This is a genomic window from Plantibacter sp. MCCC 1A11337 (assembly GCF_013349365.1).
In the GTDB taxonomy this organism is placed as follows: domain Bacteria; phylum Actinomycetota; class Actinomycetes; order Actinomycetales; family Microbacteriaceae; genus Plantibacter; species Plantibacter flavus_A.
The window spans coordinates 315,902-340,320 of record NZ_JABJWX010000002.1; the positions used below are offsets into that span (position 1 = coordinate 315,902).

At 70.1% G+C, this 24,419-nt stretch carries 19 protein-coding genes; 4 read left to right on the forward strand and 15 right to left on the reverse strand.

The features are described from left to right. Positions 1 to 2: 2 nt before the first annotated feature. The 5 genes from HOW07_RS08850 to HOW07_RS08870 all read right to left on the reverse strand — a co-directional run bounded on the left by HOW07_RS08850 (position 3) and on the right by HOW07_RS08870 (position 6,976). Positions 3 to 863, reverse strand: coding sequence for an ABC transporter permease (locus HOW07_RS08850; RefSeq protein WP_121293006.1), 861 nt, complete (start codon positions 861 to 863; stop codon positions 3 to 5). Next, positions 860 to 1,783 carry an ABC transporter ATP-binding protein gene (locus HOW07_RS08855; RefSeq protein WP_175116692.1) on the reverse strand — a complete coding sequence of 308 codons (924 nt, stop codon included), beginning with the start codon at positions 1,781 to 1,783 and terminating at the stop codon, positions 860 to 862. Before HOW07_RS08855 ends, HOW07_RS08850 begins: the two co-directional genes overlap by 4 nt. A gap of 221 nt (positions 1,784 to 2,004) precedes the next feature. Continuing rightward, complete coding sequence (locus HOW07_RS08860) at positions 2,005 to 2,577, reverse strand: hypothetical protein (protein ID WP_121293007.1); 573 nt, start codon at positions 2,575 to 2,577, stop codon at positions 2,005 to 2,007. A gap of 92 nt (positions 2,578 to 2,669) precedes the next feature. Continuing rightward, complete coding sequence (locus HOW07_RS08865) at positions 2,670 to 4,010, reverse strand: MATE family efflux transporter (protein ID WP_371743625.1); 1,341 nt, start codon at positions 4,008 to 4,010, stop codon at positions 2,670 to 2,672. Between the two features lie 65 nt (positions 4,011 to 4,075). Continuing rightward, positions 4,076 to 6,976, reverse strand: coding sequence for a VTT domain-containing protein (locus HOW07_RS08870; RefSeq protein ID WP_175116693.1), 2,901 nt, complete (start codon positions 6,974 to 6,976; stop codon positions 4,076 to 4,078). A 150-nt stretch (positions 6,977 to 7,126) separates the two neighbouring features. On the opposite strand from HOW07_RS08870, the gene HOW07_RS08875 reads away from it, so the two are divergent. Both HOW07_RS08875 and argG read left to right on the forward strand, forming a co-directional pair. Next, entirely contained in the window at positions 7,127 to 9,106 is a 1,980-nt protein-coding gene (locus tag HOW07_RS08875; RefSeq protein WP_175116694.1) for a M13 family metallopeptidase, read from the forward strand. 362 nt (positions 9,107 to 9,468) lie between these two features. Next, positions 9,469 to 10,908 (forward strand): argininosuccinate synthase, encoded by a 1,440-nt coding sequence (gene argG / locus HOW07_RS08880; protein WP_121293015.1) that lies wholly within the window; start codon positions 9,469 to 9,471, stop codon positions 10,906 to 10,908. 493 nt (positions 10,909 to 11,401) lie between these two features. On the opposite strand, the gene HOW07_RS08885 is transcribed toward argG, so the two are convergent. Both HOW07_RS08885 and HOW07_RS08890 read right to left on the reverse strand, forming a co-directional pair. After that, positions 11,402 to 12,046, reverse strand: a complete 645-nt coding sequence (locus tag HOW07_RS08885) for a cyclopropane-fatty-acyl-phospholipid synthase family protein (protein ID WP_121293017.1) — start codon at positions 12,044 to 12,046, stop codon at positions 11,402 to 11,404. Between the two features lie 297 nt (positions 12,047 to 12,343). Then, positions 12,344 to 13,888, reverse strand: coding sequence for a leucyl aminopeptidase (locus HOW07_RS08890; protein WP_121293019.1), 1,545 nt, complete (start codon positions 13,886 to 13,888; stop codon positions 12,344 to 12,346). A gap of 87 nt (positions 13,889 to 13,975) precedes the next feature. Here HOW07_RS08890 and HOW07_RS08895 point away from each other — a divergent pair, with 87 nt between their 5' ends. After that, positions 13,976 to 14,752, forward strand: coding sequence for a hypothetical protein (locus tag HOW07_RS08895; RefSeq protein WP_175116695.1), 777 nt, complete (start codon positions 13,976 to 13,978; stop codon positions 14,750 to 14,752). 45 nt (positions 14,753 to 14,797) lie between these two features. Here the strand turns inward: HOW07_RS08895 and HOW07_RS08900 are convergent, their stop codons facing one another. The 6 genes from HOW07_RS08900 to HOW07_RS08925 form a co-directional block, all read right to left on the reverse strand. Continuing rightward, positions 14,798 to 15,937, reverse strand: a complete 1,140-nt coding sequence (locus tag HOW07_RS08900) for a Gfo/Idh/MocA family protein (protein WP_175116696.1) — start codon at positions 15,935 to 15,937, stop codon at positions 14,798 to 14,800. Continuing rightward, the gene (locus tag HOW07_RS08905) at positions 15,934 to 16,713 is read right to left on the reverse strand and encodes a ThuA domain-containing protein (protein ID WP_064295429.1); all 780 of its coding nucleotides are present in this window, start codon (positions 16,711 to 16,713) and stop codon (positions 15,934 to 15,936) included. The genes HOW07_RS08900 and HOW07_RS08905 overlap by 4 nt, the downstream gene beginning before the upstream one ends. A 59-nt stretch (positions 16,714 to 16,772) precedes the next feature. Then, positions 16,773 to 17,654, reverse strand: coding sequence for a carbohydrate ABC transporter permease (locus HOW07_RS08910; protein ID WP_082916066.1), 882 nt, complete (start codon positions 17,652 to 17,654; stop codon positions 16,773 to 16,775). 14 nt (positions 17,655 to 17,668) lie between these two features. Beyond that, positions 17,669 to 18,667, reverse strand: a complete 999-nt coding sequence (locus HOW07_RS08915) for a carbohydrate ABC transporter permease (RefSeq protein WP_175116697.1) — start codon at positions 18,665 to 18,667, stop codon at positions 17,669 to 17,671. Positions 18,668 to 18,672: 5 nt separating this feature from the next. Then, positions 18,673 to 19,932, reverse strand: coding sequence for an ABC transporter substrate-binding protein (locus HOW07_RS08920; protein ID WP_082916064.1), 1,260 nt, complete (start codon positions 19,930 to 19,932; stop codon positions 18,673 to 18,675). Between the two features lie 70 nt (positions 19,933 to 20,002). Continuing rightward, a complete protein-coding gene (locus HOW07_RS08925) occupies positions 20,003 to 21,235 on the reverse strand; it encodes a Gfo/Idh/MocA family protein (protein ID WP_175116698.1) in 1,233 nt (410 codons plus the stop codon). A 183-nt stretch (positions 21,236 to 21,418) separates the two neighbouring features. Here HOW07_RS08925 and HOW07_RS08930 point away from each other — a divergent pair, with 183 nt between their 5' ends. Then, positions 21,419 to 22,432 (forward strand): LacI family DNA-binding transcriptional regulator, encoded by a 1,014-nt coding sequence (locus HOW07_RS08930; protein WP_254628268.1) that lies wholly within the window; start codon positions 21,419 to 21,421, stop codon positions 22,430 to 22,432. A 36-nt stretch (positions 22,433 to 22,468) separates the two neighbouring features. Here HOW07_RS08930 and HOW07_RS08935 read toward each other — a convergent pair whose 3' ends face one another. Further along, a complete protein-coding gene (locus tag HOW07_RS08935; RefSeq protein ID WP_121293032.1) occupies positions 22,469 to 22,903 on the reverse strand; it encodes a hypothetical protein in 435 nt (144 codons plus the stop codon). A gap of 105 nt (positions 22,904 to 23,008) precedes the next feature. Further along, positions 23,009 to 24,313, reverse strand: coding sequence for an esterase family protein (locus HOW07_RS08940; RefSeq protein WP_175116699.1), 1,305 nt, complete (start codon positions 24,311 to 24,313; stop codon positions 23,009 to 23,011). Positions 24,314 to 24,419: the final 106 nt, after the last annotated feature.

Below are 24,419 nucleotides of genomic sequence, written 5' to 3' on the forward strand. Positions count from 1 at the left end.
GGCTAGGAGCGGCGGACCCAGCGGAAGGTGAGTCGGGTGAGGACGAGGCCGACGATCGCCCAGACGACGAGGACGAGCGCGACCATCGGGAGGTCCCAGCCACCGGACGGCTCCTGCGAGGCGAACCCCTCCGGCAGGAAGACGGAGCGCATGCCCTGCGCGATCCACTTGAGCGGGAAGACACTCGCGACGTTCTGCAGCCACTCGGGGAGCATCGTGAACGAGAGGTAGACGCCGGAGATGAACTGCAGCACGAGCACGATCGGGATGATGACGGCCGTCGCGCTCTTGCCCGTGCGGGGGAGCGCCGACAGGGCGATACCGAGGACCGCCGACGTGGCGATGCCGAGCAGGTAGACCCAGGCGAAGGTGAGCCACCGCTCGGGCTCGGTCGGCAGGGTGACGTCGAACAGGAACCGCGCGACGAGGAGCAGCAGTGCGATCTGGAGCACCGAGGTGACGAGGACCTGCCCCATCTTCCCGAGGAAGTAGGAGATGACCGGGAGCGGGCTGCCGCCGAGACGCTTGAGCGTGCCGTCGCTTTTCTCCGTCGCGATGTCGGTCGCGAGGTTCTGGACGCCCGAGAGGAGGATGCCGGCGGCGATCATGCCGGGCAGGTAGAAGGCGGCCTGACTGACCCCGCCGGTGCCGTCGGGTGCCTCGCCCACGTTCCCCATCGCGCTGAAGGCTGTCGAGAAGATCGCGAGCATCACGACGGGGAAGAGGAAGGTGAAGAACACCTGGTCGCCGGAGCGGAAGTAGATGCGGGTCTCGTAGCCGATCCGGCTCGCTCCGAGTCGGAGGGTGCGTCCTCGGGGGAGTGCCGGGACGAGGGGGGTCGTGGTGCGGTCGATGGCGGTCATGCGCCGACTCCTGTCGTGGTGACCTGCGTGGCCGGTGACGGTGCTGCTGATGGGGTGGTCGACGACGCAGCGCCGTCGGCCGCGTGGACGAGCCCGAGGTAGATGTCCTCGAGGCTCGGACGGATGACCTCCAGGTCACGCGGTTCTCCACCTGCGGCAGCGGTGAGGGCGGCGACGCGGGCAGCCGGAGTACCGGTCCGTTCCTCGCGGAGGCCGTGCTCGTCGCGCCAGCGCACCACTGGGATCCGGGCCGCGGCGCCGCCGATCTCGTCGACCGCGCCGATCTCCACGAGTCGACCCGCCGCGATGACGGCGACGCGGTCGGCGAGCTGGGCGGCTTCGTCGAGGTAGTGGGTGGTGAGGAGGATGGTCGTGCCGTCGCGTTTGAGCGAGCGGATGAGGTCCCAGAACTGCCGACGCGCCTCGGGGTCGAACCCGGTCGTCGGCTCGTCGAGGAAGAGGAGGGCCGGGCGGCCGACCACCCCGAGGGCCACGTCGACCCGGCGACGCTGACCGCCCGAGAGCTTGCCGATGCGCGTGCCCGCCTTGCTCGTGAGCCCGACCGCCTCGATGACCTCGTCCACATCCCGCGGATCCGCGTAGTACCGGGCGAACTGTGTGAGCTGCTCCCGGACCGTGACGTTGGCGGCCTCGGCGCTCGACTGCAGGACGATGCCGAGGCGGGCCTTCCAGTCGAGACCGCCCTTCGCCGGGTCGACACCGAGGACGCACGCCTCGCCGCCCGTCCGGTGCCGGTAGCCCTCGAGGATCTCGATCGTGGTGCTCTTCCCGGCACCGTTCGGGCCGAGTAGGGCGAAGGTCTCGCCCGTGTGGATGTCGAAGGAGACCCCGTCGACGGCGGTGAAATCGCCGTACTGCTTGCGCAGCTCGCGGACCTCGATGATCGGTCGTGTGCTCATGGTGACCATGCTCGTCCGCTGCGACGCGCGCCGGTAGCGGTGGAGGGGCTGATCCTCGTATCCACCGATCGGTTGATACGGGCATGGACGGGCGCCGGCGTGGCCGCACCGCGGTACCCGGGTCGAGTGCTGTTCTTCCTGGCCCAGTTGAGCCGCGCCGACGGGAACGCCCGCCCACCCTTGCGCGGGTGGGCGGGCGTCGGCCTGGCAGGGCGGAATCGCTATCCGGCCAGCGCGGTCGCAGCGATGACGACCAGATCCTCCACGTTCTCGAAGCCCGCGGTCTCCTTCGTGAGCGTCGTGAACGGCACGCCGACGACGGTCTGCCCGTCGATCGAGGTGGTGAAGGTACCGCCGGCTTCGGTGACCTCGCCGCCCGCGGCGGTGGCGTTGGCAGCGGCCGCGGTGAGTGATGCGGCACCGCCGGAGAGGACGGCGTAGCTGCCGGAAGCCGCGCCGGCTTCGAAGCTCAACATGCACACGACCGGCAGATCGCCCACGACGGTGGCGGGTGTGAAGGAGGCCTTCGCAGCAGCGATACCGGCTGCCGGGACGGACACGCCGCTCGCCGCGCTGAGGGTGTTGACCTGCTCCTCCGTGCACTTCGCGCCGCTCGCAGCGGGCGCCTCCTCGGTGGCCTCCGTCTCCGGCTCACTGCTCGCCGAGGAGGTCGACGCGGGCTTGGAGTCGGACGGTTCCCCACCGCTGCAGGCGGAGAGCCCGAACAGTCCGAGGACGGCGACCGCGGTCACGGCGGACACGCGGAGGCGGTGGTGAGCGAAGTGGAGTGGCATGGTGGTTCCCCCTGAACGGTGTGGATCGATGTCGCCTCCAGACTGGCGTGCCGGCGTTGCGGCCTCAATGGGGACAACTCCCCAATCGTCGTTCAGGCGCCGGTGCGCATCCAGGTGGTCGTCCGGGCACGGAGGCCGAGCGTCGTCGCCCGCGCACCGAGATAGCCGACGAAGAAGGCGAGCGCCAAGCAGGTGAGTCCCGTCTGCCCGCCGGGTGCCCAGGCGAGGACCGCGAGCGCGAACGGCAGGAAGACGAGCGTGTTGAGCAGCCCGGTGATCGCGAGGTACCTCGCGTCTCCGGCGCCGATGAGGACGCCGTCGAGGACGAAGACGACGCCGCCGAGCGGAGTGGTGACGGCGAGCACGATGATCGCGGGCACGATGAGCGCCGCGAGGTCGGGGTCGCTCGTGAAGAGCAGGCCGATGACCGGGCTCGCGAGGGCGATGACCAAGCCGAGCACGATCCCCGAGCCGACGCCCCACTGCAGACAGCGGATGAGGACGGCGCGCACCCCTGCCATGTCGCCGGCCCCGAGTCCCTTGCCGACGAGCGCTTGCGCGGCGATCGCGAGGGCGTCGAGCGCGAACGCGAGGGTGGCGAAGAGGGTCATGACGAGCTGGAACCCGGCGAGTTCGTCGGTGCCGAGGTCGGTCGCGACGAACACGGCGATGAGCATCGCGGCGCGGAGGCTGACGGTGCGGAGGAACAACCACCCGCCGGAACGGGCCGCTCCACCGAGGCCGGCGCGGTGCGGGCGGAGGCGCGCTCCCGTCCGCCGCACGTGGCGCAGGACGACGACGAGGTAGGCGACGACCATGCCCCACTGCGCGATGACGGTGCCGATGGCGGATCCCGCGATGCCGAGTCCGAGGCCGTAGATGAAGAGGAAGTTGAGGCCGATGTTCGCGGCGAACCCGGCGCCGGCGACCACGAGGGGGGTGGTGGTGTCCTGCAGGCCGCGGAGGAGCCCGGTCGCACCGAAGACGAGCAGCATGGCGGGGATGCCGAGCATCGAGATGCCGAGGTAGGTGTCGGCCTGCTGGGCGACGGCGTCGGTCGCACCGAACAGCCCGACGAGCGTGGGGGAGAGGAACCAACCGGCCGCACCGATCACGACGCCGAGCCCGAGTGACAACCAGAGGCCGTCCACCCCGAGCGACACCGCGCCGCGTTCGTCGCCGTGTCCGAGCCGACGGGCGACCGCCGGTGTCGTCGCATAGGCGAGGAACACCATGAGCCCGATGACCGTCTGCAGGACCGCGCTCGCGACCCCGAGGCCGGCGAGCGGTACGACGCCGAGGTGACCGATCATCGCGGAGTCGGCGAGCAGGAACAGCGGCTCCGCCATCAGTGCCCCGAGCGCCGGGACCGCGAGCCGCAGGATGTCGCGGTCGACGGGCCGCAGCCGTCGCCTGTCCTGTCCCGTGGTCACCCGCCGAGCCTAGCTGCGGGTGGTGACACGCCGCTTCGCCGTCCGAGACGGGACGAGTCGACGGCCTACCGCGCGAGCAGCGATCCGCTCAGGCCAGGGAGGTCGCGGAGGCGGATGCCGGTGAGGAATCCCGCGGCAGCGGCGTAGGCGACCCGCGGTTGGTCGGCGTCCTCGCGACAGGCGAGGAGCAGCGGCACGGCGGTGGCGCCCAGGCGCTCGGCGACGTCGGCGATCTCGGTGAAGCCGACGAGCGGGTCGACCCGGTGGGCGATGCCGGCCATCGTGCGAACGGCGACGCCGTCGGGCTCGGTGCCGTCCTGTGCCAGCCCGGAAGCAGCGAACGAGACCATGGACGCACCTTCGGACGAGAATCGTCGGCAGGCGTCGGTCAGGGCCCGCTCGACGGCTCGGCCGGTGCGTTCCCCCGACGCTGTACCCGCAGGCGTAGCCGTGTCGACGTCGTCGTCCGGCAGAGCACGACGGACCGCGTCGAGCGCCCACCCGTGCACGATGCCTCCGGCCCCGGGGATCGGCAACCAGGACGCCGCCGCGAGCACGGCGCCTGCGGCGTCGGTCACGACGGAGACCCGGACCGCGGCAGCCGGCTCCTGGTCGTCGCCATCGGGGGCGTCGATGCTCGAACCCACCGTGAGACCGAGCTCGGGCACGTGCCGGTCGGACACCCACACCGAGGACAGCGCGCGGATCTGGCTGCGGAGCTCCCACGGCAGTTCGCGAGCGGGCAGCAGGATCGGGGTCGTCGAATCCGCGCCGATGGCTTCCGTCGCATCGTCCGGACCAGCGGGTTCTGATGCATCCGCCTCGCCGAGGTCGAGCACGAGGTCTCGACCGAGCGGCGACACCCGCCACCCCTCGGGCACGATGCGCGCGTCGCGAGTGGCGAAGACCGCCGGGGTGAGCCCCTCCTGCTCGGCCGCCGTCGCGAACGCCGACACCGCTGCTGCTGCACCGCCGGGGTCGCCGATCGGCTCGCCGAGGGCCAGCGCGACGCCGGCGTGCTGCTGGTAGGCGACCGCGTGTCCGCCGTCGGCCGTGACGAACACCCGGTTCTCGGGGCGGAGCGCCGAGGCCGCCAGCGGTCCGCCGCCGTGTTCGCGCAGCAGCTGCGCCGCCCGGGCGCGTGCTCGCCGCGCACCAGGACCGATCGCCCCCGGCAGGCGTCGCCTGGTCTGGTTCGCCGCGACCCGGAACGCGTGGCGCGACAGTCCGAGGACCACCGCCTGTCCCACCCACAGGACGCTCGCGGAGATCCAGATGGTCGACGCCACGACCGGCACCTGGGCCAGCCAGGCGAGGGCGATGAGGGCGAGGGTGACCAGCAGGTTGCCGACGGTGAGCACCATCGCCGCCCACCAGGCCCAGCGATGACCACGGCGGAGCCAGTTCGCGATCACCAGGATCGCGACGGTGTCGACCCCGACGTCGAGGATGGAGCCCTGCGTCAGGGTGGTCGAGCCGAGCGGCCCGTCGAGCGGCACCAGCGTGACGAGCAGCTGCACCGCACCGATCACGAGCAACCCGGCGACCGCGAAGAGTCGCCAGTCGCGCATGGTGGGTCGCGGGGTCGACCGGTGCTCGCCGAGGAGGAGGCGGGCCACGATCACGAAGACGACGGTCGTGATGAAGTGCTCGAGGTCGTCGATCTTCCCGATGTAGAGGAGCGCTATCGACACCCACGACAGGAGCAGCAGCCGCCAGCGCAGCCGGTAGGGGGAACGCATGAACGCGGTCGCGGTGGCGACGCAGGCCAGGACGCCGCAGCTCGGACCGACGTCGAGCGTCGTCACGAGGGACTGCGCCCACGGCCAGTCGAGCCGAGCCAGCGCCAGGGCCGCGCCGAGGGCTCCGAGGATACCGACGAGATGGCCGGCCACGAAGATCGCCGACGCCCGCAGCGTGCCGAATCGGACTTCCACCCACCCGCCGAAGACGGCCGCGCCGACGATCGCGATGAGGTAGGCGAGCGGGTCGGCGGTCATGAACATGCCCGTCAGGACCGTCCACCAGCGCCCGGCTTCGAGGCTCGGCACCCCGTACGCGAACGCCGGGTACCAGGCGGCCTGGTCGATCGGGCGCCACAGGCCACCGGTCACGACGCCGAGGGCGACGAAGACGGTGACAAAGGCGGTGGTCGCGGGGGTCGTCCGCAGGGCCCAGCGCAGCGGCGTCAGGACGACGGCGATCGCGACGCGCAGATCGGTGCGGGCGGGGGCCGAGCCGGCGGCCCGGGTGGGCGGCGTGTCCACGCGGTCTCCGGCGTCGGTCGTGGCCGAGGCCGGGCCGGATGGCGACAGCAGTTCGTCGAGCTCCGCCTCGGTCATCGACACGGGCGCGCGATCGGCGGCCGGCTGGGCAGCCCGACGACGGATCCGGAACACGACGACCACCGCGATCACGACGGCCGCGGCGCCGGCCAACGCGAGCGCCGCCCAGGAGAAGCGGTGCAGGAACTCGGTCGCAGCGCTCCCCAGGATGGTGACGACCGTCACCACGAGTGAGGCCCAGGCGATGCCACCCGCCGCATTGGCGACGAGGAAGTGCGGGTACGTCATGCGGAACATACCGGCCAGCGGCCCGGAGAAGATGCGGAGGACCGCGATGAACCGTCCGACGAACACCGCCCACGGCCCCCACCGCCGCATGAGGTGCACCGCGGCGCCCAGCCGCTTCGGCCCCACGTGCTTCGGGAACCTGCGGTTCAGCACCGACAGGAGCCGCCGACCGTATCGCTTGCCGATCCAGTACCCGATCGAGTCGCCGAGGATCGCACCACCGGCGGCCGCAGCGGCGACGAACACCGGATTCAGGCCGCTCGACGCGGCGAGGAGGGTCGCCCCGATGAGCACGGTCTCTCCCGGCAACGGCACGCCGAGGCTTTCGACCGCGACGACCAGGAAGACGACGAGGAGCAGGACGCCGGGCGGGAAGTCGGCCAACCAGTCCACGCGGGCTCCTTCCGGCCGGGTGGGTCAACGGTAGTCCCTCGTTCTCCGAAGCGCTCGGGACGCTCCTCCACAGGACTCCGTCCAGAGCGGTACGCCCGCTCTGAGAGAACACCCGAGCCGTGGTCAGGTGCCGTCGCTAGGCTGATCCGCATGACTGACGCGCAGCTCGCCTCCGGCATCGACCGCTCCGAACTCGACCCGGCCGTGCGGCCGCAGGACGACCTCTTCCGCCACGTGAACGGCAAGTGGATGGACCGCACCGAGATCCCCGACGACAAAGCTCGCTGGGGATCGTTCCACCAGCTGGCGGAAGACGCCGAGAACGCCGTCCGCGACATCATCGAGGAGTCGCAGACGAACCCCGACGGCGAGGAGGGCGTGAAGATCGGCGCCCTGTACGCGAGCTTCATGGACGTCGACCGCGCCAACGCCCTCGGAGCGACCCCGCTCGCCGACCAGCTCGCCCGCGTCGGAGCGGTCGACTCCATCGAGTCCTTCCTCCGTCTGTCCGGCGAGTTCGAGGCGGAAGGGGTCGGCGGCTTCCTGCAGCTCTTCGTCGACAACGACCCGGGCAACCCCGAGCGCTACCTCGTCTTCGCCGAACAGGGCGGCATCACGCTGCCCGACGAGTCCTACTTCCGTGAAGACACCTTCGCCGAGATCCGCGACGCCTACCGCGCACACCTCCAGACGATGTTCGAGCTCGCCGGCATCGACGACGCTGCCGCACGCGCCGACCGCGTGTTCGCCCTCGAGACGGCGATCGCGTCCAAGCACTGGGACAACGTCGCCACCCGCGACAGCGAGAAGACGTACAACCTGTACTCGTGGGACGAAGCGGCGGCGCTCGCCGCGGGTGCCGACCTCGACGGCCCGGACCTCGCCGTCTGGCGCGACGCGATCGGCGCCGCCGACGCGGTGTTCGCCGAGATCGTCGTCCGCGAGCCGAGCTTCCTCGAGGGCCTCGGCGAGCTCCTCGTCGCGGAGCAGCTCGAGTCCTGGAAGGACTGGCTGGCCTGGAAGGTCGTCCACGGTGCCGCTCCGTACCTCTCCGAGGAGTTCGGTCGCGCCAACTTCGACTTCTACGGCAAGACCCTCACCGGCACGCCGCAGCAGCGCGAGCGCTGGAAGCGCGGCGTCTCGCTCGTCGAGGGCATGCTCGGCGAGGCCGTCGGGCGGATCTACGTCGACCGACACTTCGGCGCCACGTCGAAGGACGAGATGGACGTCCTCGTCGGCTTCCTCGTCGAGGCGTACCGCGACAGCATCGAGAACCTCGAGTGGATGAGCCCCGAGACCCGCACGCGCGCGCTGGAGAAGCTCGACAAGTTCACGCCCAAGATCGGTTTCCCCGTGAAGTGGCGCGACTACTCGGCGCTGGAGCTCGAAGCCGACGACCTGCTCGGCAACGTCCGTCGCGCCAGCCGGTTCGAGATGGACCGCGAGCTCGGCAAGATCGGTAAGCCACTGGACCGCGACGAGTGGTTCATGACGCCGCAGACGATCAACGCCTACTACAACCCCGGTTTCAACGAGATCGTGTTCCCGGCCGCCATCCTCCAGTACCCGTTCTTCGACGCCGGCCGCGACGCCGCCGCGAACTACGGGGCCATCGGCGCGGTCATCGGCCACGAGATCGGGCACGGCTTCGACGACCAGGGGTCGAAGTTCGACGGCGACGGCCGACTCACCGACTGGTGGACCGAGGCCGACCGCGCGGCGTTCGAGGAGCGCACCGCGTCGCTCATCGAGCAGTACAACGCGCTGGCGCCCGCCCAGGTGCCCGACCACCACGTCAACGGTGCCCTGACGATCGGCGAGAACATCGGCGACCTCGGCGGGCTCGGCATCGCCTGGAAGGCGTACCTGCTGTCGCTCGAAGGCGCCGAGCCGCCGGTCATCGACGGCCTCACCGGCGCGGAGCGGTTCTTCCTCTCCTGGGCGCAGGCCTGGCAGCAGAAGGGACGCGACGCGGAGGTCATCCGACTGCTGTCGATCGACCCGCACTCTCCGAACGAGTTCCGCTGCAACCAGATCGTCCGGAACATCGACGCCTTCTACGAGGCGTTCGGCGTCACCGAGTCCGACGCCGCATGGCTCGCCCCCGAGGAGCGCGTCACCATCTGGTAGTGCCGCGTCTCGCGGAGCCTGTCGACCCCTGCCGATGACCCCAGTAGTGGGACATGCGGATGGCCGACAGGCGCTGCGAGAATCACTCTGGAGTCGACGAATCGTCATCCCGATGCACTCGCGAAGCTCATGGCGCGAGACCCGAACAGCGCCTGAGTGGACCTGGTCCGATCCGTCCGGTTCACAGCAGCGTCGCCGTCGATATCGCCACAGCCCCCGCCGTCCCCCGGCTCGGGCGAGGCGGTACCGGCGGCGACGTGCTCCGCTCCGGTTCATTCGCCCATTCCTGGGCGAATGGGCCTTCCGTCGCCCAAGAATGGGCGAATGAACACCGTGGCGCGTGAACCCGTAGAATCGCAGGCGTGTCTAAAGTCTTGAGCAGCCTCCCCGTCGGCGAGCGCGTCGGCATCGCCTTCTCCGGAGGTCTCGACACCTCCGTCGCCGTAGCCTGGATGCGCGAGAAGGGTGCCGTCCCGTGCACCTACACCGCCGACATCGGCCAGGCGGACGAACCGAACATCGGCGCCGTCCCCGACCGCGCCAAGGAGTACGGCGCCGAGATCGCGCGCCTCGTCGACGCGAAGTCGGCGCTCGTCGAGGAAGGCCTCGTCGCCCTCCAGTGCGGTGCGTTCCACATCCGCAACGCCGGCAAGACGTACTTCAACACGACGCCGCTCGGTCGCGCCGTGACGGGCACCATGCTCGTCCGTGCGATGAAGGAGGACGGCGTCGACATCTGGGGCGACGGCTCCACCTACAAGGGCAACGACATCGAGCGGTTCTACCGCTACGGTCTCCTCGCCAACCCCCGCCTGCGCATCTACAAGCCGTGGCTCGACGTCGACTTCGTGGGCGAGCTCGGAGGCCGTAAGGAGATGAGCGAGTGGCTCGTCGCCCGCGACTTCCCGTACCGCGACTCGACCGAGAAGGCGTACAGCACCGACGCCAACATCTGGGGCGCCACCCACGAGGCCAAGCGCCTCGAGGAGCTCAGCTCCGGCATGGAACTCGTCGAGCCGATCATGGGCGTACCGTTCTGGCGTGAAGACGTCGCGATCGCCTCCGAGGTCGTCACCGTCACCTTCGAGGCCGGTCGCCCGGTCGCGCTCAACGGCGTCGAGTACGCCGACGCGGTCGCGCTGATCCTCGAGGCCAACGCCATCGGTGGTCGTCATGGCCTCGGCATGAGCGACCAGATCGAGAACCGCATCATCGAGGCGAAGAGCCGCGGCATCTACGAGGCCCCCGGTATGGCGCTCCTCCACATCGCGTACGAGCGTCTGCTCAACGCGATCCACAACGAGGACACGGTCGCCAACTACCACAACGAGGGTCGCCGACTCGGCCGCCTCATGTACGAGGGCCGCTGGCTCGACCCGCAGTCGCTCATGCTCCGTGAGTCCATCCAGCGCTGGGTCGGCTCCGCCGTCTCCGGCGAGGTCTCGATCCGTCTGCGCCGCGGCGACGACTACACGATCCTCGACACCTCGGGCCCGGGCCTCAGCTACCACCCCGACAAGCTCTCGATGGAGCGCGTCGGCGACGCAGCGTTCGGTCCCGACGACCGCATCGGTCAGCTCACCATGCGCAACCTCGACATCGCGGACTCGCGCTCGCGGCTCGAGCAGTACGCAGCGGCCGGCATCGTCGGCGGCGCGACCGCGGACCTCGTCGGCAAGCTCGAACAGGGTGAGGCGCAGGAGATCCTCGGCGGCGAACTCCTCGACCCGACCGCGGATGCCCTCGAGCGCGCGACCGACCTCGCTTCCGAGGGCGCCGCGTTCGACTCCGGCACCGACTAGTCGCACCACGTAACGCCGAACGCCCGCCGCACTCCAGGAGTGCGGCGGGCGTTCTGCGTTGTCCCTCCCGTTCCGTTCTCAGGAGTCCTGCGGCGTGGCGACCTGCAACCACGCCGACACGCCGGACGACTCCTGAGTTGGGGACGGAAGGCGGTGCGGTGTCCACAGCGCAGGACAACCGCGGTGTGTCCTGACCGTTCTCAGGAGTCCTGCGGCGTGTCGAGCGGGAGTGCTTGCGACACTCCGGCCGACTCCTGAGTTGGGTACGGCGGGGGTTCACAACTCAGGACCGGTGCGGCGCGTCCCGCCGGACACGCCGGGTGGCCGATGTGACCCGCCGGGGCCGTCCTGAGTTGTGAACCGGCCAGGCCTACGCGGGGACGGGTGACTCCGAGTGTCGACCGGATGTTGCGTTGTGCCCAACTCAGGAGAAGGGTGGCGTGTCGGCGTGACACGCCGGCCGGGCGAGGCGACACGCCGAGACGCTCCTGAGTCAGGGACGGCGACGGAGGACGAGGACGCTGTCGTCGAGCTCGGCGGGCTCGCCATCGGGCCCGATCGCGGCGCGCGCGACGAGGCCAGCGGTGACGACCTCCCAGTCGGTCGCCTCCAGCTCCAGCGAGGCGTGGACCTCGTCGGGCGTCGGGAAGTGCGCGTGCGCGATGTGCTCGGTCGCCCAGGGCGGCGGACCGGCGTGGCCGACGACGAGGAGGGTGCCGCCGGGAGCGACCGCCGATGCCGCGCGACGGAGGACCGCCTCGCGGGGGAACTCGACGGGGGAGTGCAGGAACGTCGCGGTGACGAGATCGAACGTCGCCGACGGTTCCCACTCGACGAGGTCGGCCTGCACCCAGGTGATGCGGTCGACGACCCCCGCCTCGCTCGCGGTCGACGCTCCGAGGGCGAGCGCGCTCGGAGAGATGTCGACGGCGGTCACGGACCAGCCATGCCGGGCGAGCCAGACGGCGTCCGCGCCCTCTCCACTGCCGAGTTCGAGCGCGGTGCCGGGCGCCAACGCGTCCACCTCGCGCTCGAGCGCGGCGTTCGGCTTGCCGCTCCACACCTGGCCGCGGCTGCTGTAGCGGTGCTCCCAGAAGGCGGCGGGATCGGTGATGGCGGGCTCGTGCTCGGAGGTCATGGCATCAGCCTGCCGTGACACCGGCCGCGAACGGCCGTTTCTTGCCGGAACGGCAACGGAGGTTGTGCCCGGTGGCCTTCCACCCTTCGACAGGCTCAGGGACCGGGTTGCGGCTCGGGGACCGGGTTGCGGCTCAGGGACCGGGTTGCGGCTCAGTGACCGGGCTGCGGATGAGCTGATCCGGTCACTGAGCCTGTCGAAGTGCTCGCGGGGAAAGACGGTCCGGTCGCCGCCCTTCGACAGGCTCAGGGACCGGGCTGCGGCTCAGGGGACCGGGCATCGACGCCGCGTCCGGGGTCAGGCGCGGAAGTTGAGCGCCAGGTCGATGAGGAGGCGCGTGCCGTACCCGGTCGCACCCTTCGACCGCCAGGACTCGTCCGACTCCACGAGCATGGTGCCGGCGATGTCGAGGTGCGCCCACGGGATGTCGCCGACGAACTCCGCGAGGAACAGTGCGGCGAGCGTCGAACCGGCGAACCGGCCGCCGATGTTGGCGAGGTCCGCGACGTCCGAGTCGAGCTGCTTGCGGTAGCTGCGTTCGAGCGGCAGCTGCCAGAGCTGCTCGTCGGTGGCCTTCGACGAGGCGAGCGTCTGGTCGACGATGCCCTGGTCGGTGCCGTGCACGGCCGCCGTCTTCGTGCCGAGCGCCATGATCGCGGCACCGGTCAGCGTCGCGATGTCGACGATCGCGTCGGGCTCCTCCTCGACGGCGAGGCTCAGGCCGTCGGCGAGGACGAGGCGACCCTCCGCGTCGGTGTTCTTGATCTCCACGGTGGTTCCGTTGCGGAACGTCAGCACGTCGCCGAGCATCGTGGCCGAGCCCGAGGGCATGTTGTCCGTGCACATGAGGAACGCCGTGACGCTGCTCGTGCAGTGCAACTCCTCCAGCGCCGTCATGGCGGACAGGATCGCTCCGGCGCCCGCCATGTCCATCTTCATCGCGGCGTGGGACGGGTCGGACGGCTTGAGCGAGATGCCGCCCGAGTCGTACATGATGCCCTTGCCGACGAGTGCGAGGTGTCCTGCGGCCTCGATCGGCGAGCCGTCGTCGTCCTTCGGCGTGTACCGCAGCTTGATCATGCGCGGTTCCTCGACGCTACCGGCGTTGACGCCGAGCAGGCCGCCGAGACCGAGCTCGATGAGCGCGTCCTTGTCGAAGACCTCGACGTCGAGCCCGTTGGCGGCACCGAGCGTCTCGGCCACCTCGGCGAGGTCGGTCGCCGTGAGGTGTCCGGGAGGCGTGTTCGCGAGGTCGCGCGCGAGGTTCGCCGATCGGGCGAGAACCTCGCCACGGTGTGCGCCGGTCGCGGTCTCCGGCAGGTCTTCAGCACCGGCGACGAGGTGGAGCGCGACGAGCGGGGTGCGCTTCGTCTCCCGCTTCAACTCGGTGTAGCGGTACCGGGCGAGGAGCGCGCCCTCGACGACGAGCTGCCCCGCGGAGGCCGGGTCGAGGTCGAACGACCGCGCCACGTCGAGGCCGATGCTCGCGAAGGAGGATGCCGCACGGGCGAAGGCAGCAGCGATGTCGCGGAGGGCTGCCGGGGTGCGCTTCTCGGGTGCACCGACGCCGACCGCGATGTACGTCGGGGCGTCCTGGCTGGGGATGACGAGCGTCTGGCCGATCTCGCCGGTGAAGCCGGCGCGGGCCAGTGCCGCGCGGTCGAGTCCGAGCGCGGTGGGGATGTCGTCGCCGGCGCCGTCGGCTGCGGGGGCGACGGCCAGGCCGATCGCCTCCACGCCCTCGGGGAGTTCGATCGCGACGCTCAGTTCGACCGCCTCGGCGTCGAGTGAGGGGGTGCGGGAGAAGGTCGGCGGGATCAGCTTGGTGGGGCGGGATGGCATGCAGCGTCCTTCGTCTCGGAATCGGGCTGGATCCATCGTATGGGCCTCACCTGGCCGCTGACGCGAGGGGTCTGGCAGGATGCCGGGATGGGTGCATGGGGAACGGCGATCTTCTCGAACGACACGGCCTCGGACATCCGCACCGAGTACCGCGAGTACGTGCAGGACCGGGTGCCGGACGACGAGGCGACGCGACGGACCATCGCGTCGTTCGCCCATCTGGTGGAGCGCGAGGACGGTGAGCTGTGGATCCCGCTCGCGGCCGCGCAGAGTGAGGTCGGCCGGCTCGATCCCGAGGTGCGGACGCGGGCGCTCGCGGCGATCGATCGCGGTGCCGACCTCGAGCTGTGGGCCGAAGCGGGCCCGGGGGAGGTCGCCAGGCGGACCGCGGCCCTCGAGCGTCTCCGCGAGCAGCTCCTCGGCCCGCAGCCCGCACCGAAGCGCCTCCGCCGATCGTGGCGCCATGTGGAGGACGACCTGACGCCGGGCGACGTCCTCGCGTTCACGGCGCCGAACGGACGGACCGCCCTGTTCCGGGTCGCCGGCATCCATCGGTCCCGATACGGTGACTCACCCGAGCTCGACGTGCTCGACTGGGTGGGCGAGCAGGTCCCCGGGCCGGAGACCCTGGCGACGCTGCGAGCGAAGCGCGAGCCGGCCTCGGGCAATCTGCCGGAGCGTCCGGTCGTCTGGCAGCCGGACCGCTTCCGCAAGACGGACCCGCAGTGGCACGAGGTCGGCTTCGTCCGTGTGGCACGTTTCGAGGGGTGGCCGAACCGGCCGGGCCGGACCCCGGGCCACTCCGGCCTCTGGCGGGTGCTCAATCTGGTCGTGACCCGCAACCTCCTCGACGGGACCTGGTGAGCGGATCGTCGCTCGCGGGGTGCGCGGGCGACGATCCGCCTCACCTCAGCGGGAGGCGACGAGCGCGCCCCGGACGTCGGCGCGCGGCTCGGTCTCGATCGCCTGCGCGTGCGCCTGGGCGAGCACGTCCGCGATGACCACGCGCTCGCCGGACTCGGCGGACCGCACGGCGGCCTCCACCATCGCGAGGCTCAGCACGTTGGCGTGCACCTCACCCGAGGGGACACGCCCCGTGCGCAGGGCGTCGACGAACTCGACGAGCGAGCCCGCGATCTCCTCCGGCACGTCCGGCTCGAGCTCAGCGGTCTCGACCGCCGACGGTGAGCCGCCCTGCGGTGCGAGCTGCCGCTGCGGAGCGGAGTCGCCGTCCCAGACGGCCGCGCCGTGCTCGCCGTTCACTCGCCAACTGCCGTTCCACGAGGTCTCCATGCCGTCCGCGCACCAGCTGCCGCTGTAGGTGTACCGGACGCCTCCGGCGAACTCGAAGACGGCGGTCGCGGCGGCGTCGGCGGAGAACCAGCTCCACCCCGGGTTGTACTCCTCGCAGTACACGGCGATCGGGTCGAGACCGAGGACGTAGCGGGCGGCGTCGAAGGCATGGATCGCCATGTCGACGAGCAGCACGTGCGCCATCTCCTCGCGGAAGCCGCCGAAGTGCGGTGCCTTGAAGAACTCCGTCGTCGCGGACCCGAGCCGACCGAGCGTGGCGACCTGCTCCCGGAAGGCGGCGATCGACGCGTAGTAGCGACGCGACTGGCTGGTCATGAGCAGTTGCCCACTGGCCTCGGCCGTCGCCGCCAATGAGAGGGCCTGCGCCACCGTCGGTGCGATCGGCTTCTCGCAGAGCACCGGCAACCCGGCGAAGAGCGCCTCGGTGTTGACCGGGTGGTGCGCGGCGGGCACGGTGACGTTGACGACCGCGTCCGCCGCCGTCGCCTCGGCGACGACCGACACGCTGGTGCCGACGACGACACCCTCGGGGCCCAGCCGGAGCCCCGCCTCGGTCACCGCCGACCCCGCGAGGGCCGTGTCGAGGTCGACGACGCCGACGAGTTCCGTGTCCGGGTTCGCGAGGATCGTCCGCAACCACGCCCGTCCCATCCCGCCCGCACCGACGAGCACGAGCCGAACCGGCCTGATGGCGTCCGCGAGCGTCGCGAAGCCACCGTCGACAGGAGCACTCATCGCGCGAGCGCCCCTTCGTATCCGCGGCCGTTGTAGAAGTCCTCGGTCTCGTACCGCAGCAGGACCGGCACCGCGCGTTCCGGACGCAGCGTCTGCGCCCACCGGACGCCGTTCGCGAGGACGCGACGGACGTGCTCGTGGTGGTAGACGGGGTAGTCCTGGTCGCCGGGGGAGAAGAAGAAGATCTTGCCGAAGCCGCGCTTGTAGGTCATGCCGGAACGGAAGACCTCGCCACCGGTGAAGGTCGACAGGAAGACGAGCTCGTCGGGCGCGGGGACGTCGAAGAACTCGCCGTACATCTCCTGCGCCGGGATGATGAACGGGTGCGGGATCCCCTGGGCGATCGGGTGGGTGGGGTCGACGGTCCAGACGATCTCGCGGTCCTCCTCCGACCGCCACCGGAGCGTGCACGAGGTGCCCATGAGCTTGCCGAAGATCTTCGACCAGTGGCCGGAGTGCAGCACGAGCAGACCCATACCGGCGAGTACGTGCTGGTGCACGCGCTCGACGACCTCGTCGGCGACCTCGCCGTGAGCCGCGTGGCCCCACCAGACGAGCACGTCGGTCGCGGCGAGCACCTCCTCGGTGAGCCCGTGCTCCGGTTCGTCGAGCGTGGTCGTGGTGACCACGGCGTCGGCGCCGAGGTGCTCTTCGATGCCCTCCTTGATGGTCGTGTGCATGCCGTCCGGGTAGATGGCGCGGACCTTCTCCTCGATCTGCTCGTGGCGGTTCTCGCCCCAGACGAGGACGCGGATGGGGGTGCTGCTGTCGGACATGGTGGTGCTCCTTCGAGGATGCGTTGCGTGGTCGGAGAGGGTGTCGGAGTGGTCGTCGGTCATTTCACGGCACCGCCCGTGGCGCCCGCGGCGATGAACCGCTGGGCGATGACGAGCAGCAGGATCGCGGGCAGGGACGAGAGGACGGCGGTCGCCATCACCGCGCTCCAGTTCGAGACCTGCGAGCCGAGGTACTGGTAGATGCCGAGCGTCACTGGCCGGACGTCCTCCGTCGTCGTCAGCGTCAGGGCGAACAGGAAGTCGCTCCAGGAGAAGAGGAAGGCGAACAGACCGGCGGTGATGAGCACGTTGCGGCTCACCGGGAGGACGATCGAGACGAAGGCCCGCACGTGCCCGGCGCCGTCGACCCGTGCCGCCTCGACGATCGACGGCGGGATGGTCTGCATCGACGCCCGCAGGATGAGGATCGCGAACGGGATGGCGTGCGAGGCGTCGGCGAGGATCAGCCCGGGGATCGAGTTGAGCAGGCCGAGGTCGTTGTACGCCGAGTAGAGGGCGTTCGCGATCACGATGCCCGGGATCATCTGGGCGATCAGGATCACGAGGAGGGCGATGCTGATCCACCGGAACCGGAACTGCGCGAGGGCGTAGGCCGCCGGGGCCGCGATCGCCAGGCTGAGGACGACGGTTCCGAGCGAGATGACGAGGCTCGTGACGAGGTGCCCGCCCTGGTCGGCGATCGCCTTCTCGTACCCGGCGAAGCTCGGGTTGACCGGGAAGAAGTCGCCGGTGAGCGTGTTACCGGAGGGTTGCAGGGACGCGTTCACCATCCAGTAGACGGGGAAGAGCATGATCGCGAGGATGAGGATGCCGAGGACGGTGTAACCGAGGTGGCGCCGGTCGCCGCGGTGGCGACGCGGGCCGACCGGGGCGAAGCGGCGCGTCTGCCGGCCGCCGGTCACGATGCTGGTCGTGGTCATGAGGGTCCGTGTCCTTACTCGTCGACCGCGCGTCGGTTCACGCGCAGGTAGACGATGGCGAAGAGGAGCGAGATGACGATGAGGATGTTGCTGAAGGCCGCACCGACACCGAACTCGAAGTTCACGAACGACTCCTGATACGACCGCACCGCGAGGGTCTGGGTGGCGTTCGCCGGCCCGCCGTTCGTGAGGCCGAGGATGATGTCGAGCACCTTGATCGTGTAGACGACGCCGAGCACGAGCACGACGCTGACCACGGGGCGGAGGTTCGGCCAGGTGATGTGGCGGAACGCCTTCCAACCGGTCGCGCCATCGAGCGCTCCCGCCTCGTAGAGCTCGTCGGGGATGTCCTGGAGGCCGCCGTAGAGGATCGTGACGTTGAACGGGATGCCGATCCAGATGTTGACGAGGACGACCGCGAACAGGGCCACCGACGGGCTCGTCAGCCAGGGGACGCCCGACAGGCCGATGGAGCCGAGGGCGGCGTTCAGGACGCCGCTGTCCTGGTCGAGGATCGACCGCCAGGTGGCGCTCGACACGATCAGGGGGAGGAGCCAGGGGAGCAGCAGCATCGCGCGGAGGAACGAGCTCAGGGGGAAGCGTCGCTTGAAGAAGACGGCGAGCGCGAGCCCGATCACGAACTGCCCGGCGATCGACCCCGCCGTGAACAACGCCGTGTTGAGCAGCGCCGGTGTGAACAGTTGGGAACTGAACACGGTCACGTAGTTCGCGAACCCGACCCACGGCGCCTCGCCCGTGAAGAACGTCTTCGTCGTGTACTCCTGGAAGCTCATCGTGACGTTCTTGACGACCGGATAGCCGAAGAAGAGGACGATGTAGAGCGCTGCGGGGAGGACGAAGCCGAGCTTGATCAGGTCTTCCCGGCGGAAGCGTCGGCTCCGGCGGCCGGCCCCGGCGGGGGTGCGCTTGGTCGGCGCGCCCCCGTCGGTGCCGCTGGACCGCTGGTCGGTCTTCCGGTCCTGGAGCGATGCTCCGGCGATGCCACTGCTCATCGGGATCAGCCCGCGGCCGCCTGCTTGAACGCCTCTTCAGGCGTCGCCTGCCCGGTCAGGGCGAGCTGGATGGCGGTGTAGATCTCGGTCGCGGCCTCGGGCCACTCCTCGCCGAGCTCGCCGGTGCGCGAGCGGGCGTTGGCGACCTGCTCGGTGAACGCGGCCATCTCGGGGACCTTCGCGACGTACTGCTCGGCCAGGGCCGTCTTCGTCGGGACGGTGAAGCGGGCCTCCGCGAGGGCCAGCTGGTTCTCGTCGCTCGAGATGCACTCGACGAACTTCGCCGCCTTCGCCTGCTTGTCCTTGTCGCCGGTCACGGGGACGGTCCAGACCTCGCCGCCGAGCGGGGCGACGGGCGTCTGGCCGGCCTTGTTGACCGGAACCTGCACGCTGCCGTACTTGAGGTTCGTGTCGGCGCTGAGGGCCGGGATCTGCCACGGACCGTTGATCATCATCGCGGCCTTACCGGCCATGAACTGGTCGTTCACGTCGGCCTGTGACCAGTTGATGACGCTCTTCGACGCCGACCCCGAGTTCACGAGGTCGACCTGCAGCTGGAGCGCCTCGGCGACGGCGGGCGTCGTGAGGTCGGCCTCGTCGCCGCCGTTGGTCCACATGAACGGCAGGAACTGCCAGCTGCCCTCGTAGGTGGCGATGGAGCTGAAGGCCAGCCCGTAGGTGTCGCCCTCGGTCAGTGCCGCCGCGGCCGTCTTGAGTTCGTCCCACGTGGTCGGCGGGGTGATGCCCTTCGCCGCGAGGAGGTCCTCGTTGTAGAAGAGGCCGAGGGTGTTGACCGTCGGTGCCAGGCCGTAGACCTCCCCCTCGTAGCTCGCCGCGTCGAGGATGCCCTTCGCGAAGCCCGAGGTGTCGACGCCGTAGTCGCTGAGTGGCGAGAGTCCGCCGGTCGCGGCGATCTCCTGGACGTCCGGGTTGTCGAGCATGAGGACGTCGGGCAGCGTCTTCGACGACGACTGCTGGAGCACCTTCTGGATGAGGTCCTTGCCGGGGACGGTTTCGCGCTTGATCTTCACGCCGACGTCGTCCGCGCACCGGTCGAGGGCGTCGCCCACGAGGGTCTTGTCGGGTTCGTTGTTGTAGTAGTCGAGGATCGTGAGGGTGCCGGCGTCGCCTCCAGCCGCCGCGCCACCGCCACCGCTGCACGCGGTGAGGGCGAACGGGGTGATCGCGAGGATCGCGAGCGATCCGAGCACGTGCGGCCGACGGATGATGCGTGGCCGGGTGTCGCGGGTGGTCGTGGATCTCATGTCATGGCTCCTTTGCCTGGTGAGTGGTGATCGTGATGCGGTGGTGATCGTGGTGCGGTGGGTGGTTCGGTCAGTGGTCGAGTGGGATCCAGGTGGCACCTGCGTCGGCGCTCGCCGAGACCGCGGCGAGCACGCGCTGCCCCCGGAGGCCGTCGGCGAAGCCCGGTTCGGGCGCCCGGCCCGCGGCGAGGTCGCGGGCGAGGTCGGCGACCTCGTGGACGAAGGTGTGCTCGTAGCCGAGGCCGTGGCCGGCCGGCCACCAGGCGTCCGCATACGGGTGACCGGGTTCGGTGACGAGGATGCGCCGGAAGCCCGCCTCCTCGGCCGGGAGGGTGTGGTCGTGGAACTGCAGCTCGTTCATGCGCTCGAAGTCGAAGACGAGCGATCCGTCGGAGCCGTCGACCTCGAGCCGCATCGCGTTCTTGCGACCGGCGGCGAAGCGGGTGGCCTCGAAGGTCGCCAGGGCGCCGCCGTCGGTGCGGGCGATGAACACGACCGCGTCGTCGACGGTCACCCGCCCGGTGAGGGGTTCCGACACCTCGCCATCCTCAGGATCGCCCTCCGTGGTGGCGCTGAGGCCGCTCGACGAGGTGGGGAGCGGCCGCTCGGTGACGAAGGTCGAGGTCAGGGCGCTCACGCCGTTCAGTTCCTGTCCGGTGACGAACCGTGCGAGATCGATGATGTGGGCGCCGAGGTCACCGAGCGCACCGGAGCCGGCCTGGTCGGCGTCGAGTCGCCAGACGAGCGGGAAGGTGGGATCCGCGATCCAGTCCTGCAGGTACTGGGCCCGGATGTGACGGATCGTCCCGAGGCGACCGTCGGCGACGAGCTGTCGTGCATAGGCGAGCGCGGGGGTGCGTCGGTAGCTGAAGCCGACCATCGCGCGCACGCCGCGCGCAGCCGCCCGTTCGGCCGCGGCGTTCATCCGCTCGGCCTCCTCCAGCGTGTTCGCGAGCGGCTTCTCGCAGAGGACGTGGATACCGGCGTCGAGCGCGGCGATCGCGATCTCAGCGTGGAGGTGGCCCGGGGTGCAGATGTCGATCACGTCGATGTCGCCACGGGTGAGGAGCGCTCGCCAGTCGGTCTCGACGTCAGCGATCCCGAACCGGTCGGCGAACGCGCGGGCGGCGTCGGCATCGCGACCGCTGACGGCGACGAGGTCGACCCCGCGGCCGAGGTCGAAGAAGCGGGGAGCGGTGGTCCAGGCCTGCGCGTGGATGGTGCCCATGAAGCTGTACCCGACGATCGCGACGCGCAGTGGCTGCTCGGACCGGTTGTCGTCCGTGGTCGTCGGTACAGGCATCAGCACGGCTCCTTCGCCGGTCGAGGTCGGATCGCGCAGGCCGGAAAGTTAACCGGTTTACTGCGCGCTTCGGGAACCAGCATGCACCGTGCCGCCGGAGTCGTCAAGAAGTAATTTAACCGGTTTACCGAATCGTGATCCGTGAGAGACTGACCGGACAGCACCGCACCTGAACGGGGATCCATGGCAACGATGCGTGACGTCGCGCGACTCGCAGGGGTCTCGGTCGCCACGGTGTCGTTCGTCGTCAACGATTCGAAGCCGGTGTCCCCGGCCACTCGACTGCGGGTGGAGTCGGCGATGGTCGAGCTGGACTTCCGCCGGAACGCGGTCGCCCGCGCGCTCGCGAGCCGTCGGACCCGCATCATCGCACTGCTGTTCCCGGTGTTGCAGCATCGACTGTCCGACAACGCGGCCCGCTTCTTCACCGGTGCTGCGGAGGCTGCGGCCGAGCTCGGGTACACCGTCGTCCTCTGGCCGGAGCCGAGCGAACCCGACGCGCTTCGCGAGTTCACCTCCGATGGCCTCATCGACGGCGTCATCCTCATGGAGGTGCGGCTCGACGACCATCGGGTCGACCGTCTGCTCGCGGCTGGGACGCCACTGACGCTCATCGGCCGGACCCGCGACCCCTCCGGTCTCGACTACGTCGACGTCGACTTCGAGGGGATGGTCGAGTTGTCCATCGATCGTCTGCAGGCCCTCGGTCATCGGGAGTTCGCCCTGCTCGAGGAGGTCGAGCGGGCCGACCTCGACGGCTACGGCCCGGTGGTCCGCGTGCAGGAGACGTTCCACGCCGTGTGCGCGGCTCGTGGACTCCGCGCTCGGACGCTCCAGTGCACTCCCGATCCAGCCGGTGGTCGCGAGATCGCGGCGACCCTCCAGGCGAAGGCGCCCGAGGTCACGGCCGTCCTCGTACTCAACGATCGGGCGGCCCTCGGTTTCGTGAGCGAGCTCGGCAGGCGCGGCGTCTCGGTCCCCGACGACGTGTCCGTCGTCCTCGTCGCCTCCACCCGAGAGGTGTCGGAAGCGGCCGACCCGGCGCTCGCCGTCACATTGCTGCCCGCCGCCCAGCTTGGCCGGATGGGCGTCGAGACCCTCGTCGGCCGGCTCGACGGCACCCTCGGTGAACTGCGTCACGAACTCGTCATGGGCGCCTTCCTCGAGGGCGCGTCCCTCGCGCCGCCGCCCGATTGAGTCGTCTCGTCGCGTGAGCGGCCCTCGAGCGACCGGTCACCGCACCTCAGGGCGCCGGGAGGACTCCGCCGCCCGGTTCGCGATCGCCCGGTGCCGTGCCTGCCCGATCAGCGATTGGGTGTAGCCGACGCGGTTCATGGTGTCGTGTCGGGCGAAGTCGGTCGAGATCGGGACCTGCTCGGTGTAGGTGTACGGGCCGGCCTGGACGTTCACGGAGACGAACCCCGAGACACGCCTCTCCTTCGCGAAGAGGAACAGCAGGCTGAGGAAGAAGAACCAGATCAACACGACGACCAGCACGATGGCCCACGCCGGGGTGTGGGTGGTCGTCGAGGTCTGATCGCTCGACGTCACATTGACGTCCGCGAGTGGCCACGTGCCGGCGGGTGTCATGATCACGTCGTCAGTGACCCTGATGTTGCCGATCTGGACGAGGAGGGGCTGCGGCATCGGCGGGAGCTGGGTGGTCATGGGCATCGACCATAACCAATCGGTTCAGACCGCCGCCGGAGTTCTCCACAGCCCACGACGGAGTGGAGGCCGGGTCGAGGAGCCTTGTCCCTGGCCCAGTCCCGGTCACGGTCGTTGGAGGCCGATCCGCGGGTAGAGCGCGCGGAGCGTCTGGTCCAGCCCGCCCGTGAGTGAGCTGACCCCGTGGTCGCCGCCCGGTATCGCGAAGGTCTGGACCTTCCAGCCGGCGGCCGTCGCGGTGGCTGCGGCGCGCCCCATCATGTCGGTGTACACCGCGTCCGCCGTCCCGGCGGAGAAGAACGCCTCCGTGTCGGCGTATCTCGTCTTCGCCATGATGGTCGCCGGTTTGATCGCGTCGTACGCGTTCTGGTCGCCGTCGAACATCGTGCGCAGACTGTCCGCAGGGACGCTGGCGCCCGGATACTCCTCACCCGAGACACTGACGACGTTGCCGAAGGTCTGCGGGTACTTGGCTCCGTAATAGATCGCACAGCTGCCGCCGGCCGAGTATCCGGCGACCGTCCAATCCTTCGGCGATTCGAGGATGTGCAGGTTCGCTTTCGCCCAGGGGAGGACATCCTGCGTGACGTAGGTCTCCACCTTCCCGTACCGCCCGTCGATGCACAGCGGATCCACGGAAGGGTCGCCGAGCTGGTCCACGACGAGCGCGATGGGGGCGAGCCCCTGATGGTCGGCGGCGATCGCGTCGAGCGCCTCGCCGATCCACTTCGCGTCGGGGTCTCCCGGTTGTCCCATCATCATGAGGACGAAGGGGAGCGCCGGGGGATCCTTCACGAGCGCGGCGGGTGGGTAGTAGACCTGCGCCGGGCGGGCGTCGAACCCGGAGTTCGTGTTCGGGATCCGGTCGCCCGTGGGAAGCGGGCCGAACCTGCCCGTCTTCGGCAGGTCGGCCGGCGGCTTCCACGTCTCGTACAGCGGACGGGCCGGATCGCCGGTGGGCGTGCTCGTCGGCGTCACGAGGGTGATCGGCTTGCGGTTCTGGACGTGGAACATCGACCCGAGGGTGGTCTGGACGCCGTACGCGCCGTTGACGCCCAGCGCCGCGGTCGCGCCGAAGACGAGGATGCAGGCGACGGCGATGACGCGCCGCTGCCACGAGACGCGCCAGCAGATGGTGAGGACGGCGAGCGCGACGCCGGCGAAGCCGCCGATCAACCAGGGCTCCGCGGCACGGATCAACGGCCCGCCGAAGAGGTTGAGCACGTCGAAGAGCAGCCAGACCGTCCCCAGCGCGAGGAGCGCGCCGGCCAGGAGGGCGATGGCGGCGCTCAGGTACCACAGCAGCCCGGGCCGACGGATGACGAGGTACAGCAGGCCGGCGACACTGAGCGCGTCGAGCACCCAGACGAGTGGACCGTCGATGACGTCGAGGTTCCACAGCCAGTCCATCGATGCTCCGTCCTGCGTACCGCGATGGTTGTCAGGCTAAGCGGCCACCCTGAGCGGGACAAGGGCCGTTGGGCGTCCTCACGGGCTCGCCCATAGGATTGAGGGG